The sequence below is a fragment of the Massilia sp. PAMC28688 genome (genome assembly GCF_019443445.1).
Lineage (GTDB): Bacteria > Pseudomonadota > Gammaproteobacteria > Burkholderiales > Burkholderiaceae_D > Telluria_A.
Map to the genome: position 1 here is coordinate 3,028,891 of NZ_CP080378.1, position 14,507 is coordinate 3,043,397.

Sequence of the window (14,507 nt, forward strand, 5' to 3'; positions counted from 1 at the left end):
CGTCAGCTGGCAGCCGCCACGCACCACTGGCCATCGCGGTAGACCTGTTCATCGTCCAGGTACACCGCGTCGGTGACGGCAAACACGTCCACGTGGTAGCGCGCATCCTTGCGCTTGAATCCCGGCTTGGGATAGACGCCATGCTTGGCGCCCAGCGACAGGTGGATGCCGCACATGCGTTCGTAGGTGCCGATATCGTTCACCCGGCGCTCGCGGGTAAAAGCGCGGTTCATGCCGAAGCCCAGTTCGCGCAGCCACACTTCGCCTTCGTCGGCGCGGATGATCGCCATCAGCTTGTCGAATTCCGGGGTGGCGCCGATGGCCTCAACCACGCGGCCGCGTTCGATCACGAGGGTGATCGGCTGGGCGGGGCGGTTGACGAGGTAGGAGGTGTCACCGAAGACATGCACCTGCACGCGGCCGCTGACGGCCTCCAGGTCCTGCGCTTCGGTAAAGACTTCGCCGATTGGAAACTGGCCACCGACATTGTTCATGCCGCTGTAGTCGCCCACATTGAGCTTGGCCGGCTCCAGGGGCGAATCGAACACCAGCTGTTCGCCGCCGCCTTGCACCACCGCGCGCGAGGCGGCATCGATGCGCGCCTTGAGGGCCTTGCCCACGCCGCGGTAGTAGGCCGGGTCGTAGGCGAGGGCATCGATGTAGCTCACGCCCTGCAGTCCCGGCATGCGCGACAGGTGCACGTGTTCGATCACTTTCAGCCCCAGCTTGAACAGCTCCACCCGGATGCGGAAAGCTTCGAGCCGGAAGTTGGTGGACTGGACCAGTACCACCAGGTCGGAAGCGGACAGCTGGCGAAAGGCGGCCAGCACGGTGTCCGGCGTCACGCCGTCAAAATCGATGAACTGCGCATGCGGCAGGTTGCGCCGGTAGCCCTCGGCCAGCGCGCGCGCAAGGTCGCAGCGGGTGTCGAACACCACCAGTGCGCGCTGCCGTGCATCATGTTCAACCACCATGGCGAGGACATCGCGCAAGTGGGCGGCGGCGGCATCGACCGCGTGGGCGGGGATCTCACCCCATTGGCTGGCGGAATCAAAGGCATTCATGCCGCCATTATACGTGGCCGCTCTTGCCGTTTCAGGCGTCGAAAATGCTGCTGGGCATCTTCGTCCGGGCCTGAACGTCCCGCCGCGCGGTACCTGGTGTGCCGGCGGCCAATTAAGCTGCCCGTACAGGCCAGTTGCGCTATGATTTGAATGGCAACAGCGCAGCGCGACCAGATGCAATCATACATATGGAAGGTTCAATGGCATACAGATGGGAAACGCCAGCAAGCGTCTGGCTGGAAGACGACAAGACGGGGCAGTTCGAGCTGGTCTCGAGCCAGGGCCTCGGCCGGATCGACTGGCAGGCGCACGCGCGCGGTCGCCTGCCCGACGTCGCCCATCTGCTTGGCGCTTCGCTGCCGGACCAGTGTTCCTGCGCCCCCATCTACCCGGAAGGCTTTGCGTTCTGCCCCACCTGCGGGCGCGCACTCAACAAGCTGGCCGGGAAAATGAAGTACCAGCCCGACTGGTGGGGCGCGTGGAGCGACCAGTTCCTGCCGCGCCATGTCCCGCACGGCTTGCCCGTCACTTCGCTGGCGCTCGGCGACAGCCTGGAGGAGCGGCCGCCGGCGCCGGAAGTGGGTCGCTTCGATGTGAGCATGCCGGTGCCGCCCAACGCCCAGTGCGTGTTTGCCGCGGGTGCCTTTGGCTTTCCCGTGCAGCGCCTGCTGGCGCTGGCGTACACGCGCAACGTGCTTCAGTACTGGGACCCGCTGGCGCAGCTGTGGCACGTGATGGCTGCCGAAGATGCAGCGTCGGACCTGGCCTTTACGCGCGCCGACTACGCCTGGCTGCCGGCCCATAATCCCGCGCGCGGCGAAGTGGCCATTGTGCCGACCGACCGCGGGCTGCGCCGTCTGTGGATCAACCCGGTCAGCGAAACCTATCGCTCCGAAGCGGTGTTCGACTCGCCCCTGGCCAGTGCCCCGGGCGCCATGCGCCGCCACATTGCCTGCCTGTTTGCCGGCGAGGGCGGCGCGCGCCTGTGGACGGCGGCCAGCGACCTGTCCACCGCCACCGAATTCGATTGCGGCGGCGCGCCCGTTCACGGCTGGTCGCGCCCGATTGGCTACGACGGCCGCCTGTTCTGGCTCCACGCCGAGGGTCAGCTGATCTGGCAGCCGGGGACCGAACCGCAATGGCTGCCGTGGCCTGCCGGATGGACCCCGCGGCTGGAGTTTGGCGGCCCCACCCAGAGCCGGGACGGCCGCCTGTGGCTGATCGGTCATGGCGACCAGTCCTATTCATTCCTTGAACTGGGCAAGGCGCGCGGCCAGCAGGAACAGATCAGCGGCGCGCGCCTCGGTTTTGCCAGCCTGCTGTTCCGGCGCGGCCATGCGGTGGTGGCCGAACCGTGGGACATGGAGCATGTGGAAGACCCGCACGATGATGACTCGCTGGTGCTGCCGCTGCTGCGCGGCTTCAATAACAACCGCAGCCAGCCCAGCGGCCTGGTACTGCGCTTTCACAAGTACACGGGGCGGGCCGAAGACGCGCTGGAAAACCGCGTGATCGCGCGCACCACGGTGGAATGGATCGGCAAGCGCAACGTGATCCTGGACGAGATTGCGCGCCTGACGCGGCCGCACGACTGCGTGCCGTTCGTGTATGACCGCTGCCTGTGGCTGCACCATCCGGACTGGAACCAGGTGCGCGGCTGGCATCTGGACGAGCTGCCGTGATGCGGGCCCTCCGCTTCGCCGCCTGCGCCGCGCTGGCTTGCGCCGCGCTGCCGGCGCTGGCCGTGCCGCAGGTGTTTTTGGTCCAGAACTCGGGCTGGATGGAGCCGTTCTACACCGACCCCGGTTCGCGCTACAAGGCGCTGGTGACGGAACTGGTGCTGGCGGTGGCGCAGCCGGGCGACCCCATGGTGCTCGCCGCGTTCAACCAGAGCCGGCCCGGCGCGCCTTCGCCCAGGGCCCTGCTGTCGTTCAAGTTCGATGCAAAGACCGCGCGCCAGAGCGTGAGCGGTGCGCTGGCCGGGCTGGAACTGGCGCGCAAGCCTGGCAGCAGTGCGTATGCCGACACCGACCTCAATGAAGCGGTCAGTTCGGCCGTGGGCAGCGCGCTGGGCGGCAAGCCCGGGCTGGTGTGGCTGATCACGAACAACCGCAACAGCCCCAATAATGACCAGGAAACCGCGCGCCGCAACCGCGAGTTCTACGAGCTGATTCACCGTGGCGGCGCGATCACACGCGCGCTTGCCTTTCCCCTGCAAATGCCGGTGGCCGGTACCCACTACAAGGCCAATGGCCTGATGGTGTACGTGTTTGCCGTGGGCGACGAAGGCGCGCGCGACCTCAAGGCGCTGGTGGCCTCAGGCGCCATCGCCAGGGTAATCACCGAGCCGCCCGCGCGCCTCAAGCCCCTGGACCAGGACACGGTGCGGCTGGTGCCGCGCAAGGTCAGCGACGCGCCCGGCGTGTCGTTTGCGATGGGGCAGGGCGGCATGCTGCTGGCGAATGTGGACGCGGCGGCGAAAACGCCGGCCGCCAAAATCGAATGGCAGCTCGAAAACACCATGTACCCGTACACCATCGCCAGCGCCACCATCAGCGCGCGCTCGAAGCTGGGCGGCGAAGATCGCAAGATTGAACTGGGCGAGCGCACCGTGCGCGCGCTGGCACCGGGCAAGAGCGCGCCGCTGTCGTCGCAGATGACACTACCCGTCAAGCAGCTGCCGGGCGCCTGGTCGATGGCGGCGATTGGCAGTGCCGGTTCGGCCTACGTCATGCCCGGCCAGATCGAGCTGCGGCTGGACGGCCAGCGGCTGGAACTGTCGCAGGCCTTCCGCGCACGCATGGCGGCCCTGTTCCCGGGCGACCCGCTGCCCGACATCTTCACGCCCCCGGCGCAGATCAAGACCTCGGTGGCGCGCTTGCCGCTGCAGGTGCGCGTGCATTACGGCGTGGGCCCGCTGGTGGCGCTGATCGGCGGCGGCCTGCTGCTGCTTGGTGCGCTTGCTGCGGCGGCGCTGGCATTTGGGCGGCCGCGCAAGGTGCAGCTGACGGTCGAGGACGAGTTGCGCACCATGCAGGCCCGCGCCGGTACCACCCAGCCCATCTTCGACAAGGCCGGCAACAAGGTCGCGCAGTTGAAGACGACGATATTCGGAAGCGAGCTGATTGACCTGCGCGAAGGTGCGCAGGTGCGGCTGGGCCGCTGACCACATTAACGCATCAACCTATTTTTATAAACGGGACTTATCAATGCAAATCAATACCCCACCGCCACCCGACCCAGGCTTCAAGCTGCCAGGCGACGAAAAGGCCTCGCCCGATCCGCTGCCAAAGAATCCTGAAACGGCCGGCATGCCGGTGGAAATCGCACCGGTCGAAGGCGCCCCCGTCACCGACACATCGACCCGTGACCTGGCCATTGGCGGGGCGGTTTTCCTGGTGCTGCTGATCGTATTCTTTTTTGTTCGTAACGCCTACGTCCACCACCTCGTGGTCAAGCGGGTGGCGCCGTCGTCGGCCGGCAGCGCCGGCTGGCTGCTGTTTGTGGGCCTGGGCTTCATCAGCGCCGCCGCGGTGCTGGCGATCATCAACGCCAGCAAGTTCCTCACTTTTGCCGTCACCGCTCCCCTGGTGCTGGTGGGGCTGGTAGCGCTGGCCGCCGCGCTGTTTGTCGGCCGCCGCTGAGTCGCCCTTGATATTTACTGAAAGCTGAACATGGCAGAGTTTCCCAATCCAGGCACCGGCAAGAAGGCCGAACTCAAAGTCGACCTGCGTCCCACGCTGTTCATCGGCGCGGGCGGCACCGGCATGGAAGTCATGCTGCGCATCCGCCGCCGCATCTTGTCGGAAGTATGGAACCGGCATAATCCGACGCGGGTCGAGTCCATCGGCCAGTTCCCGGTGGCGCGCTTTTTGCACTTTGACCTCGATAACAATGCCATCATCGACGAAGGCAAGTCGCAGCGCACCGATCCCTGGTATGAGCTGGTCAAGCTGACCGACGACGAGCGCCTCGTCGAGCCGATCGACCTGCCGCAGTATCATGAGTCCGACGACAGCCTGTCGCGCTTTCCCCTGATTGAAAACTGGATGCCGCTGCGGCCAAAAAAACTGCGCTCGCTCGGCATCGACCCATCCAAGGGCGCGGGCCAGATCCGCGCCGTCGCGCGCCTGTACCTGTTCGACAAATACCCCAAGCTGCGCAGCCGGATCAAGGGCGCCCTCAATTTTTTGAGCAGCAACGCCGGCAACGAACGCAAGGAAAACTACCAGCGCCTTGGCTTGCAGGTTGATACCTCCAAGTTCCGCATCGTCGTCATCGCTTCCTGCGCCGGCGGCACCGGCGCCGGCACTGCCATTGACCTGGGCTGGATCTCCAAGGCCATCGCGCGCCAGGAAGTGTCGGACAACCAGGTCGACCTGGTCATGCTGCTGCCGGCCGGTTACGCCAAGGCCAACAAGGAGCGCACCGAAGCGAATGCCTACGCCACGCTCATGGAGCTGGAAACGACCATGCGCGACATGAATGCGCAGGTGCGCTGGGCCGATCCGGACAGCCTGGTCGGCAAGGGCGCGCCGTTCGACGACGTGTATTTTGTCGACACCGCCAACCTGGCCAACAAGGCCACGCAGGACATCAAGGATGTCTACCAGATGGTGGCCGACACGCTGTTCGAAGACTTCGCCTCGGCCGATTTTGCCAACCGCAAGCGCTCGATCGCGGTCAACCAGCAGCAGCACAAGCTGGGACCATTCAATCCGCGCGTCCCGGAGCAGCGCTTCGGCGACATGCGCCTGTCGTACTCCAAGGTGTATTCGGCCTTTGGCCAGGCCATTCTGGATACCCAGCAAAGTCTGCGCGACGATATCCGCGCCTATGAGCTGGCGGCGCTCATGGTCAAGGCTTTCTTTGGCCTGGTGGGCAGCGACGGCACCGCAGCGCGCCGCGCCGGCGATCAGGAACGCGACATCTTCATGCGCGAACAAATGGCCATGAGCGAGCATCCGTTTGACGAATTCCCGGACTTTCGCAAGGGGACGGTGGACGTGACGCCGTTCCAGGAGTACTCGCTGACTGACCAGCTCCTGATGGACAAGGACGGACGCTCTCTGCTGGAACGGGTCGAGAGCAAGGTGCAGCTGGAGATGGACCGCATCATGGGCTCCTACGACATTGGCGTGTGGCGCGAAAAAGTGGCCGAGCTGCTGCCGCACCTGGAGCGCGACGCCATCCGCGAAGCCGGCGCCACGGCGGAAACGAGCGAAGACCGCATCAAGCGTCACACGGCCGAACTGCTGGCCCGCCTGAAGGGCAGGGCGCGCGAGCAGCTGTACGCGCTGCTCGACGACCGCAAGCAGGGCGGCCTCGAGTTCGTGCTGTCGCTGCTGGAACAGATCAAGGCGAGATTGCTGCAGCGCGACCTGGGCAACGCCGAACGCAACGGCAAGCGCTATCGCGATATCCGCGACGCGCTGCGCACGCGCCAGGTGGAAGAGTCGCTCGGCAACCTGTCGCAGGCAGCCGGCCGCCTGTTCGGAAAAGATGCGCAGGCGCGCGAAATCATGACCCACTTGAAGCGCGATATTGCCGACTATCTGCGCTTTCACCTGCTGGCAGTGGCCGCAGGCCAGTCGATTGAAGTCATGCGCGGCATGTCGGCCTGGCTGGGCGATCCGCAGTCCCTGGACGACGCCGGCCAGGCCGAGTGGAGCGGCATCGCCGGTGAATTCCAGGAGGGCCGGCGCTGCGTGCAGGCCATGCTGGGCGCGGTGGACCAGCGCATTGCGCAGCTGCGCGCCGATGCGCGCCATGAACACGCCACCTACATCAAGCTGGCCGGCGACGAGCTGCCGGCGCCGGTGCGCCTGACCGGCGACATCAGCGCCTGGAGCGAAGAAGTGCTGCTCGAGTTTGGCGGCTCCTCGCGCCTGTTCCCGCAGCTGGGTGACGACCGCCTGCGCGCCACGCTGCTGCTCAAACTGTTCCGGCGCGCCCAGACCCAGCTCTCGGCACTGCAGCTGGACGAGGAGCCGGCCGACCCGCTGCTGGTACGACTGGGCGCCATGTCGCCGCAGGAGCGCCAGCGCATCTTCAATGAGTGGATCAAGAGCGCCATGCCGTGGGTGAACGCCCGTTTTTCGGCCGAGTTCACCCCCAAGGCCGACCAGTTCAAGTGCTTTATCGGCGTGGGCGACGTCAACGCCTGGCGCAAGCTGGAAGACGAGATCAAGGCGGCAGTGCCCACCGGCTCCTTCCATGGCGATCTGGTTTCCATCGTCAACACCGGCATCAGCGGCAAGGCCGTTTGCTACATCGAGCTGTCGGGCTTTCCCATGACGGTGCTGCGCGGCCTGCCGACCTGGCGTACCTCGTACCAGATCGAGAACCCCAAGATCCCGACCCACCTGCATTTTGATGCGACGCGCTTCCGTCATCCGATCTCACCGTCGATGGATGAACTGAACCGTCTGGCCGACGACTACGAATGGTTCCTGCAGGCGGTGGCACTGGGTGTCATCAAGCGCAAGGCCGATCTGGCCGACCGCGAAGCGTCGTTCCAGCCACGCGGCCAGTACCTGTTTGAAGTGGAGCCGGGATCGGGCGAGTGGCTGCAGATTGGTAACGAGTTTGCGATCCGCTCCAATGGCCTGCCGCCGTACTACCGCGAACAGGTGATCGGCGCGGTCCAGCAGCGCCTGGCGAACATGGGTCCGCACCAGCTCACGCTGCTGGCCGCGCTGATGCGTCACTACCAGCAGCGTGTGTACGAACCCAAACTGGAAATGGACGAAACCGGCGCCCAGCTGCCATCGCCATCGCTGCCCAACATCACGGCCAGGCGATTGTATGATGCCTGGCTGCGCCGCGCACAGTCGATGCAGCCCGAGCTCACCACGCGCGCCGTCGACCTGGCCACGGCAAGTCTGGCGCAGTGGTCCGACCTGGTCCCCAATTCGGCCAGCGATGCCTATGCATGGGAAGTCGAACGCGCCATCGACAAGCGCGTGATCCGCGCCGACTACCTGGCCAGCGACGAGGAGGCGGCCCAGGTGCTGCAGCAGCGTGTGCAGTCGCAGGCGGCCGCCGCGTCCTCCGTTGCCTACATGGCGCCGGTAGCGGGCGTAGCGCCATCAACGCGCTTCAAGGTATTCCTCCATGGAGCCCAGCAAGGACCCTACATGGTCGAGGAACTGGCCGTGCGCGTGGCGCGCGGCGAAGTGGGGCCGGAGACCAAGGTGTGGAACATGCAATGGAACCCGAAGGCAGATAAATGGAAGCTGGCTGGTGACCAGCCGGAACTGGCGGGGCTGTTCGACAATGCCATCCCCGACCCCGATGACGACATACCCGATCCGGACTAAGGCATGAACCTGCAAGACCAAGTTGTTTTCCGTTGTATCCACGCGGCCTGTGCGCGGCAAATGCCGCGCAGGGTCAATTTCTGCCCATGGTGCGGCACGGGCCAGCATGATGGCGTGGTCAATCCCGCCCATGTGGCGCGGCCGGCGCAGGCCGAGTACCAGGCGGCGATGCCATACGTCCCGCCGGCGCCACCTGCGCCACCTGCGCCACCTCCCGCACCATCTGCCGGCGAACCTGCTGCGCCCGTGACGCCGGCATGGGTTCCGCCCGCTCCGGCGCCGGCTGCGAAGGCCGCTCCGGAGCCCGTGGTGCGGGCTGCGCCCCCGCCACCGCCCCCGCCGCCGCCCGTGCCGCCGGGCGCGCGCGGGCCGGTGCCGGCGACGCCGCCGCGGCGCGAACCGGTGCGCCTGCGCTACTGGCTCATGGCCCTGGCTGCGCTGCTGCTGATCTGGCTGTACGCCAAGCCGGACGGCAAGAAGATCGAGAACCGCATTGAAAGCGCCATCGCGGCCAGCAAGGAATGCCGTTTCAATGACGCCCAGTCCGAACTGATCGCCCTGCGCATGACCAAGGCCACACCGGAACAGCTGGAGCGACTGCAGTCGGCCATCAACGCGGCAGTCCCCGGTTGCAACAAGAAAAAGGCGCGTGAAAAAGCGTGGGGCGAGGCGCGCGAGGCGGTTGAAAACCTGCTCGGCTCCGGGGAGTTTGCCAAGGCACAGGCGCGCCTGAGCAAATTCATCGAGAAATACCGCGAAGATGAAGACACCCGCAAGCTCAAGGCACGCATCAGCCAGCAGAGGGCAGATGCGGCGCCGATCGCGCTGCCGGTGCCGGTGGGGGAAGAGCTGCCGCCGCCGCGCCCGGCGCGCAATGCGGCGGCGATCGCGCAATCGGTGCGCAACCTGATCGATGAAGCCGACCGTGCCCTGCGCGCCGGCGACTACATCAGCGCTTCGGAAAAGCTGGAGATCTGCATCACCATGGTCGATGAAGGCAACCGCGAATGTGCAGCCTTCAAGGTCCATGCCGACCGCATGCAGCGCGACAAGGAGCGCTGCCTGTCAGCGGGCCGCCAGTGGCTGGAAGACCGCTGCCGCTGAGCGGCTAGAGCGCGCACATCGTCACGGGCACGCCGGACAGCACGGCGTTGCCCGACAGCGGGTCGCGCAGGTTTTCGTCGAGCAGGGCGTTGAGGTTGACGCCCGGCCGCTGCGCCGCCACGTGCATCTGCGTACCAGGCAGGTTGTGGCCCCAGCCGTGCGGCAGGCTGACCACGCCCTGCATCATGTCGCCGCTCACCTCTACCTGGACTTCGATGCTGCGCTCACCCTTGCTGATGCGGGCCGCGCCGCCATCGGCCAGCTGCAGGCGCGCAGCGTCAGCCGGGTGCACCAGGGCCGTGCAGCGGTAGGCGCCCTTGGCCAGCACCGGCAGGTTGTGCATCCAGCTGTTGTTGGAGCGCAGCTGGCGCCGCCCAATGATGACCAGATCGGGCGCCGGCGCCTGCAGGTCGGCGCGCACCCGCGCCAGGTCGTCGATGAGCATGGCCGGAGCCAGCTCGATTTTGCCCGACGTCGTGCGCAGCGCTTCAGGAATGCGCTGGCCCATGGGCCCAAGGTCAATGCCCGATGGCGCCGCCTTCAGTGCCGCCAGCGTGAGTCCGCCGGGGCGAGCGCCGAACTGGTCGCCATAGGGGCCGCTGCGCAAGCCCAGCTCCAGCAGGCGTTCAGCCCCGGACAGCCCAGCCAGCTGCTCGACGATGGCGGGTGCACTGTCGCCCGCGGCGCGCCGCAGTTCCTGTTCCAGCGCCTGGCCGTCCAGTGCCGCGACATCGGCTTGCGCCCCCAGTCCCTTGGCGATGGCGACGATGCGCATCATGCTTTCCCATTCCTCCGGATGGCCGGGAGGGCGCGGCAGCACCGGCGCGCTGTAACGGGCGTGATTGTGATGCGAAAACTGGGTGAAGCTGATGTCGTAATGCCCTTCCTGCAGCGGTGACAGGCCGGGCAGGATCACATCGGCGTGGCGTGACGTTTCGTTGAGGTAGATATCCATGCTGACCATGAAGTCCAGCTGGTCGAGCGCGGCGGCCAGGCGCTCTCCGTTGGGCGCGGACAGCACCGGGTTGCAGGCAATGGCAATCAGGGCGCGGATCTGGCCGGGGCCTGGCGTGTCGATTTCCTCGGCCAGGCAGGTGAGGGGAATTTCGCCCGATATCTCGGGCACGTTCGACACGCGTGAGCGGTAGCGGCCACTGGTCACGCCACGTCCGGCCCCGGGCGCGCCGCGCGTATTGGCCTGGAAGGCGGGCGCTTTCGGGAACATGGCGCCACCTTCCGCGTCCAGTTTCCCGGTCAGCACGTTGAGCATGTCGATCAGCCAGGAACACAGGGTTCCATACTCCTGGGTACAGGTGCCGATGCGGCCATACACGCATCCGCGCGCGCTTGCCGCCAGCTCGCGTGCCAGCTCCCGGATGACGCCAGCGTCGATGCCGCAGCGCTGTGCGACCAGTTCCGGCGCAAAGCCCGCCACAGCGGCGCGCGCCTGGTCCAGGCCAGCGAGGTGCTCTGCCAGCCGGCCGGGCCGCACCAGGCCTTCGTCGAACAGCGTGTGCGCCATGCCAAGCAAGAAGAACACGTCGGCTCCGGGCCGGATGAAATGGTGGGCGTCGGCCGCCTGCGCCGTTTCGGTATGGCGCGGATCGACAGTGACGATGCGCCCGCCGCGCGCGCGCATGGCCTTGGCCTTGCCCCGGTAGTCCGGAATGGTCCACAGGCTGCCGTTGGAGACCATGGGGTTGGCGCCGATGACGAGCAAGAAGTCGCTGCGCTCAATGTCCGGCACCGGCACCGACAGCCAGGCGCCAAACATCAGCCCCACCGACAGCATCTTCGGTATCTGGTCCACGCTGGACGCAGAAAACATGTTGCGGGTCCCGAGAGCGCGCGCCAGGCGCGGGAAATACAGCGACAGTCCCATTTTGTGGGCCACCGGATTACCGAGCACCGTGCCGACCGCGTTCGGGCCACCGGCGCCAATGATGGGCGGCAGGCGGCGCTCGATTTCTGCGTAAGCTTCTTCCCAGCTTGCTTCGACGAAGACGCCGTCGCGCTTGATGAGCGGGGTGCGCAGGCGGTCCGGATCCTCGTGCAGGTCTTTCAGTCCAATGGCCTTGGGGCACAGGAAGCCCTTGGAAAATACATCGTCATCGTCGCCGCGGATGCGCACGATCTGCTGGTCTTCAAGTTCCAGCGCGAGGCCGCAGCAGGCTTCGCAAAAAGGGCAGATCCGGTGCGCGGTAGCGGTCATGGCAGGCACTCTCCAAAAAATCGAACGGTCGTTCTATTGTCAGGATCGCAGCACGAACTGTCAACCTGAAAATGTAGGGGAGGTGTATGCTTAGGGGCAACACCCGGGCGCCGGCCGGGGTGTCCCATGCGTGACAGGAAATACTTCAACCGTCGGAGAACATCATGAAAATTCAATCCATCATCCCGCTGGCCGTGCTCGTAGCCGCCATGGCCGGCAGCACCGGCTGCACCCGCAGCGACGAACAGGTAGGCCCCGCGCAAAAAGCTGGCGCGGCCATCGATAATGCGGGAGAACAGGTTGCCGAAGAGCTGCACGAAAGCCTGGACAAGGCGCGCCAGGCCGGCCAGCAGGTGACCGATGGCGCCAGGCGCGCCGAGGAGCGCATGCAGGAAGCGACCGAAGACGCCAGCGAGGGGGCGCGCAAGACAACCGAAAAGGTTGGCGAAAAGGTGGAGCAAGCGGGCGAGCGGATTCAGGAAGCGGCGCGCTGAGATTTTCCGGCCTATCCAGCAGGTGCCTGCAGCCAGGGCCGGGCCATGAGCCTGGTCTGGATCAGGCGGCGCGCCGATGAGGGAAAAAAACGAGCAAAAATGAGTGCAGCGCGGCGCGGCTGCGTGTCACGACCCTGCCCGTGTGCGGGGGTGCTAGCGGCGCTGGTCGTTGACCGCGCGCGGTGTTGACTGTTCTGCCCAGGGGCCACCGAGCACGATCGACAGGTCCACGAAACCGGCGCGCCAGGCGCGTTCCAGGTCCTGCTCGATGGCTTCCATCGAGGTCTGCTCGAAATTGGAAAAGCCGCGCACGCCGTAAGCGCGGTTGCGGCCGTGGGCCTTGGCCAAATACAGCGCCATGTCGACCAGGTTGACTGCACGTTCCCATGACAGGGCGGTCGTGCCAGGCACCAGCGGGAAAGGCGCAAAGCCGATCGAGACATCGACCGAAATCTTGATGTTCTGGTATTCGATGACGGTCGAGGAAATCCCCGTCAGCAGGCGGCGCGCGATTTCGTCCACGCCACTGCGGGGGATGGCCGGCAGGAAGGCCAGGAATTCTTCGCCGCCCCAGCGCACGATCATGTCAGTCTCGCGCAGGATCTCGCGCAGGTTATCGGCAATCATGCGCAGCACGGCATCACCGGCGGCGTGGCCGTAGGTGTCGTTGACATGCTTGAAGTGGTCCACGTCCAGCAGGAACAGGGCGCCCACGATTTCTTCGCCCGAGGTACCGGCGCCGCGCTTTTCCACCTGGTTGTGGGTGCGCATGAACTCCTGGAAGTGGCGGCGGTTGTACAGCGCTGTGAGCGGGTCGCGCGAGCTTTGCTGCTTCAGTTCCAGGTTCTTGACCTTGAGCTGGGCATTTGCATGACGCACCTTGCGGTACAAAATGCCGACGATGGACGCGGTCAGCGCCATGACGATGGCGAGCAGCCACCATACGCGCTGCTGCAGCCGGCGGTTATCGATTTCGGTCGTCTTGAGCTGGTTCTCGCGCGAGAGAAGCTCGATCTGGCGCTGCTTCTTTTCTGCTTCGTACTTTTCCTGCAGTTCCAGCGTCGCCTTCTGGCGCCGCTTTTCAAACAGCTCGTTTGAAATCGCGCGCTCGCGGTGATAGGCCTTGACTGCGCCGGCCATGTCGCCGGCGCGTTCGAGCACGTCGCCGTATTCGATCAATACTTCCTGCAGTTCCGGCTTGTCACCGGATTTTTCATACCAGGCCAGGCCGGCCTCGAAATGACGCTTGCCTTCGGCGAGCTTGCCCATGCCGAGCATGGCCTGGCCGATATTGATGCGCGCCGTCGCCTCGGTGGCGTCGTCCTTCAGGCGCAGGGCAACGGCCAGCGCTTCGTTGGAATAGGCCAGGGCGCGCGGGTAGTCATGCTGTTTGAGGTAGCTGTCGGCGAGGTTGACATACGATGTCGCCATCATGCTGTCCGCGCCGATCTTTTTTTCGTATTCGAGGCCTTCCAGCAGGGCGCGCAAGCCGCGCTGCGGCTGGTTGGTCTGGATGGCCAGCGCGTACTCGGTGGACTTCAGGACCGACATGCGGCCCGGCGAATTGAGTGTCTGGGTGATTGCCACCGCCTCGTCGAGTGCCTCGAAACCCTTGTCGAATTCCTTCATCTGGGCATACAGATTGGCCAGCACGTCGAGCGTGGTGGCCAGCATGGCCGGCTTGCCCTCGGCGCGTGCCATGCGCACGGCGGTCTGGATCTTATTGAGCGCCGCCGGGAAGTTGCCTTCCTCCGCATACGATTCGCCCGACGTGATCGTGGCGAGGACGCGCAGTTGCATGTCGTCGGTCAGGTTGGCGATACGCTCCGCTTCCCAGGCCAGCTTGTGCGAGGCCGCCAGTTCATTGTTGATGAAAACGCAGTAGGCCTTGGTCAGCAAGCCTTGCGCGATCAGGACATTGTCCTGCAGCCGATGGCCCATGGCCAGCAACTCGTCTGCCAGGACCATGGCCTTTTGATTGTCGCCACTGACGCGATAGGCCCAGCTGAGCATCTCCAGAAAACTGGCAGCCGTCTTGCGGTCGGCGGCGCGCGCTTCCTTTTCAATGGCCAGCAGCGATACCAGCGCCTTGTCCGGCAGGAAGCGCTCGCTCTCCCGGATTTCCGTCAGGCGCGCGGCAACCGGACTGGCAGGAGCTGCAGCCTGGCCCCAGGCAAGCGACGACGCCAGGCACAGCGCCGCGACGATGACGCGGCCCTTGCGAGCGTGCAAAATGTCCAGAGGGCCTGCCGGCATCATCATCCTTGGCTGTTAAAAAAAAATGCTCCCGGGTAGGGATTCCAGCCGTAAT

Annotated in this window: 9 protein-coding genes; 6 read left to right on the top strand and 3 right to left on the bottom strand. The window is 65.6% G+C overall.

From position 1 onward, the window contains the following. Positions 1-2: 2 nt before the first annotated feature. Positions 3-1,064 carry a hypothetical protein gene (locus tag KY495_RS13550; RefSeq protein ID WP_219879945.1) on the bottom strand — a complete coding sequence of 354 codons (1,062 nt, stop codon included), beginning with the start codon at positions 1,062-1,064 and terminating at the stop codon, positions 3-5. 200 nt (positions 1,065-1,264) lie between these two features. Here KY495_RS13550 and KY495_RS13555 point away from each other — a divergent pair, with 200 nt between their 5' ends. The 5 genes from KY495_RS13555 to KY495_RS13575 are packed head-to-tail and all read left to right on the top strand — an operon-like array spanning position 1,265 to position 9,490. After that, the gene (locus KY495_RS13555; protein ID WP_219879946.1) at positions 1,265-2,746 is read left to right on the top strand and encodes a hypothetical protein; all 1,482 of its coding nucleotides are present in this window, start codon (positions 1,265-1,267) and stop codon (positions 2,744-2,746) included. Then, positions 2,746-4,230: a hypothetical protein gene (locus tag KY495_RS13560; RefSeq protein ID WP_219884243.1), complete on the top strand. Its 1,485-nt coding sequence runs from the start codon at positions 2,746-2,748 to the stop codon at positions 4,228-4,230. The genes KY495_RS13555 and KY495_RS13560 overlap by 1 nt, the downstream gene beginning before the upstream one ends. A 43-nt stretch (positions 4,231-4,273) precedes the next feature. Further along, a complete protein-coding gene (locus KY495_RS13565; RefSeq protein WP_219879947.1) occupies positions 4,274-4,708 on the top strand; it encodes a hypothetical protein in 435 nt (144 codons plus the stop codon). Between the two features lie 30 nt (positions 4,709-4,738). Beyond that, entirely contained in the window at positions 4,739-8,386 is a 3,648-nt protein-coding gene (locus tag KY495_RS13570) for a tubulin-like doman-containing protein (protein WP_219879948.1), read from the top strand. Positions 8,387-8,389: 3 nt separating this feature from the next. Next, positions 8,390-9,490, top strand: a complete 1,101-nt coding sequence (locus tag KY495_RS13575) for a hypothetical protein (RefSeq protein ID WP_219879949.1) — start codon at positions 8,390-8,392, stop codon at positions 9,488-9,490. A gap of 4 nt (positions 9,491-9,494) precedes the next feature. Here KY495_RS13575 and KY495_RS13580 read toward each other — a convergent pair whose 3' ends face one another. Then, positions 9,495-11,702, bottom strand: coding sequence for a molybdopterin-dependent oxidoreductase (locus KY495_RS13580; protein ID WP_219879950.1), 2,208 nt, complete (start codon positions 11,700-11,702; stop codon positions 9,495-9,497). 164 nt (positions 11,703-11,866) lie between these two features. On the opposite strand from KY495_RS13580, the gene KY495_RS13585 reads away from it, so the two are divergent. Beyond that, positions 11,867-12,196, top strand: a complete 330-nt coding sequence (locus KY495_RS13585) for a hypothetical protein (protein WP_219879951.1) — start codon at positions 11,867-11,869, stop codon at positions 12,194-12,196. Between the two features lie 153 nt (positions 12,197-12,349). Here KY495_RS13585 and KY495_RS13590 read toward each other — a convergent pair whose 3' ends face one another. Further along, positions 12,350-14,452 (bottom strand): tetratricopeptide repeat-containing diguanylate cyclase, encoded by a 2,103-nt coding sequence (locus tag KY495_RS13590; RefSeq protein ID WP_219879952.1) that lies wholly within the window; start codon positions 14,450-14,452, stop codon positions 12,350-12,352. Between the last annotated feature and the right edge of the window lie 55 nt (positions 14,453-14,507).

Coding starts and splice junctions, on each gene's coding strand:
- KY495_RS13550 (WP_219879945.1), bottom strand. CDS start 1,064: ATGAATGCCTTTGATTCCGCCAGCCAATGGGGTGAGATCCCCGCCCAC.
- KY495_RS13555 (WP_219879946.1), top strand. CDS start 1,265: ATGGCATACAGATGGGAAACGCCAGCAAGCGTCTGGCTGGAAGACGAC.
- KY495_RS13560 (WP_219884243.1), top strand. CDS start 2,746: ATGCGGGCCCTCCGCTTCGCCGCCTGCGCCGCGCTGGCTTGCGCCGCG.
- KY495_RS13565 (WP_219879947.1), top strand. CDS start 4,274: ATGCAAATCAATACCCCACCGCCACCCGACCCAGGCTTCAAGCTGCCA.
- KY495_RS13570 (WP_219879948.1), top strand. CDS start 4,739: ATGGCAGAGTTTCCCAATCCAGGCACCGGCAAGAAGGCCGAACTCAAA.
- KY495_RS13575 (WP_219879949.1), top strand. CDS start 8,390: ATGAACCTGCAAGACCAAGTTGTTTTCCGTTGTATCCACGCGGCCTGT.
- KY495_RS13580 (WP_219879950.1), bottom strand. CDS start 11,702: ATGACCGCTACCGCGCACCGGATCTGCCCTTTTTGCGAAGCCTGCTGC.
- KY495_RS13585 (WP_219879951.1), top strand. CDS start 11,867: ATGAAAATTCAATCCATCATCCCGCTGGCCGTGCTCGTAGCCGCCATG.
- KY495_RS13590 (WP_219879952.1), bottom strand. CDS start 14,452: ATGCCGGCAGGCCCTCTGGACATTTTGCACGCTCGCAAGGGCCGCGTC.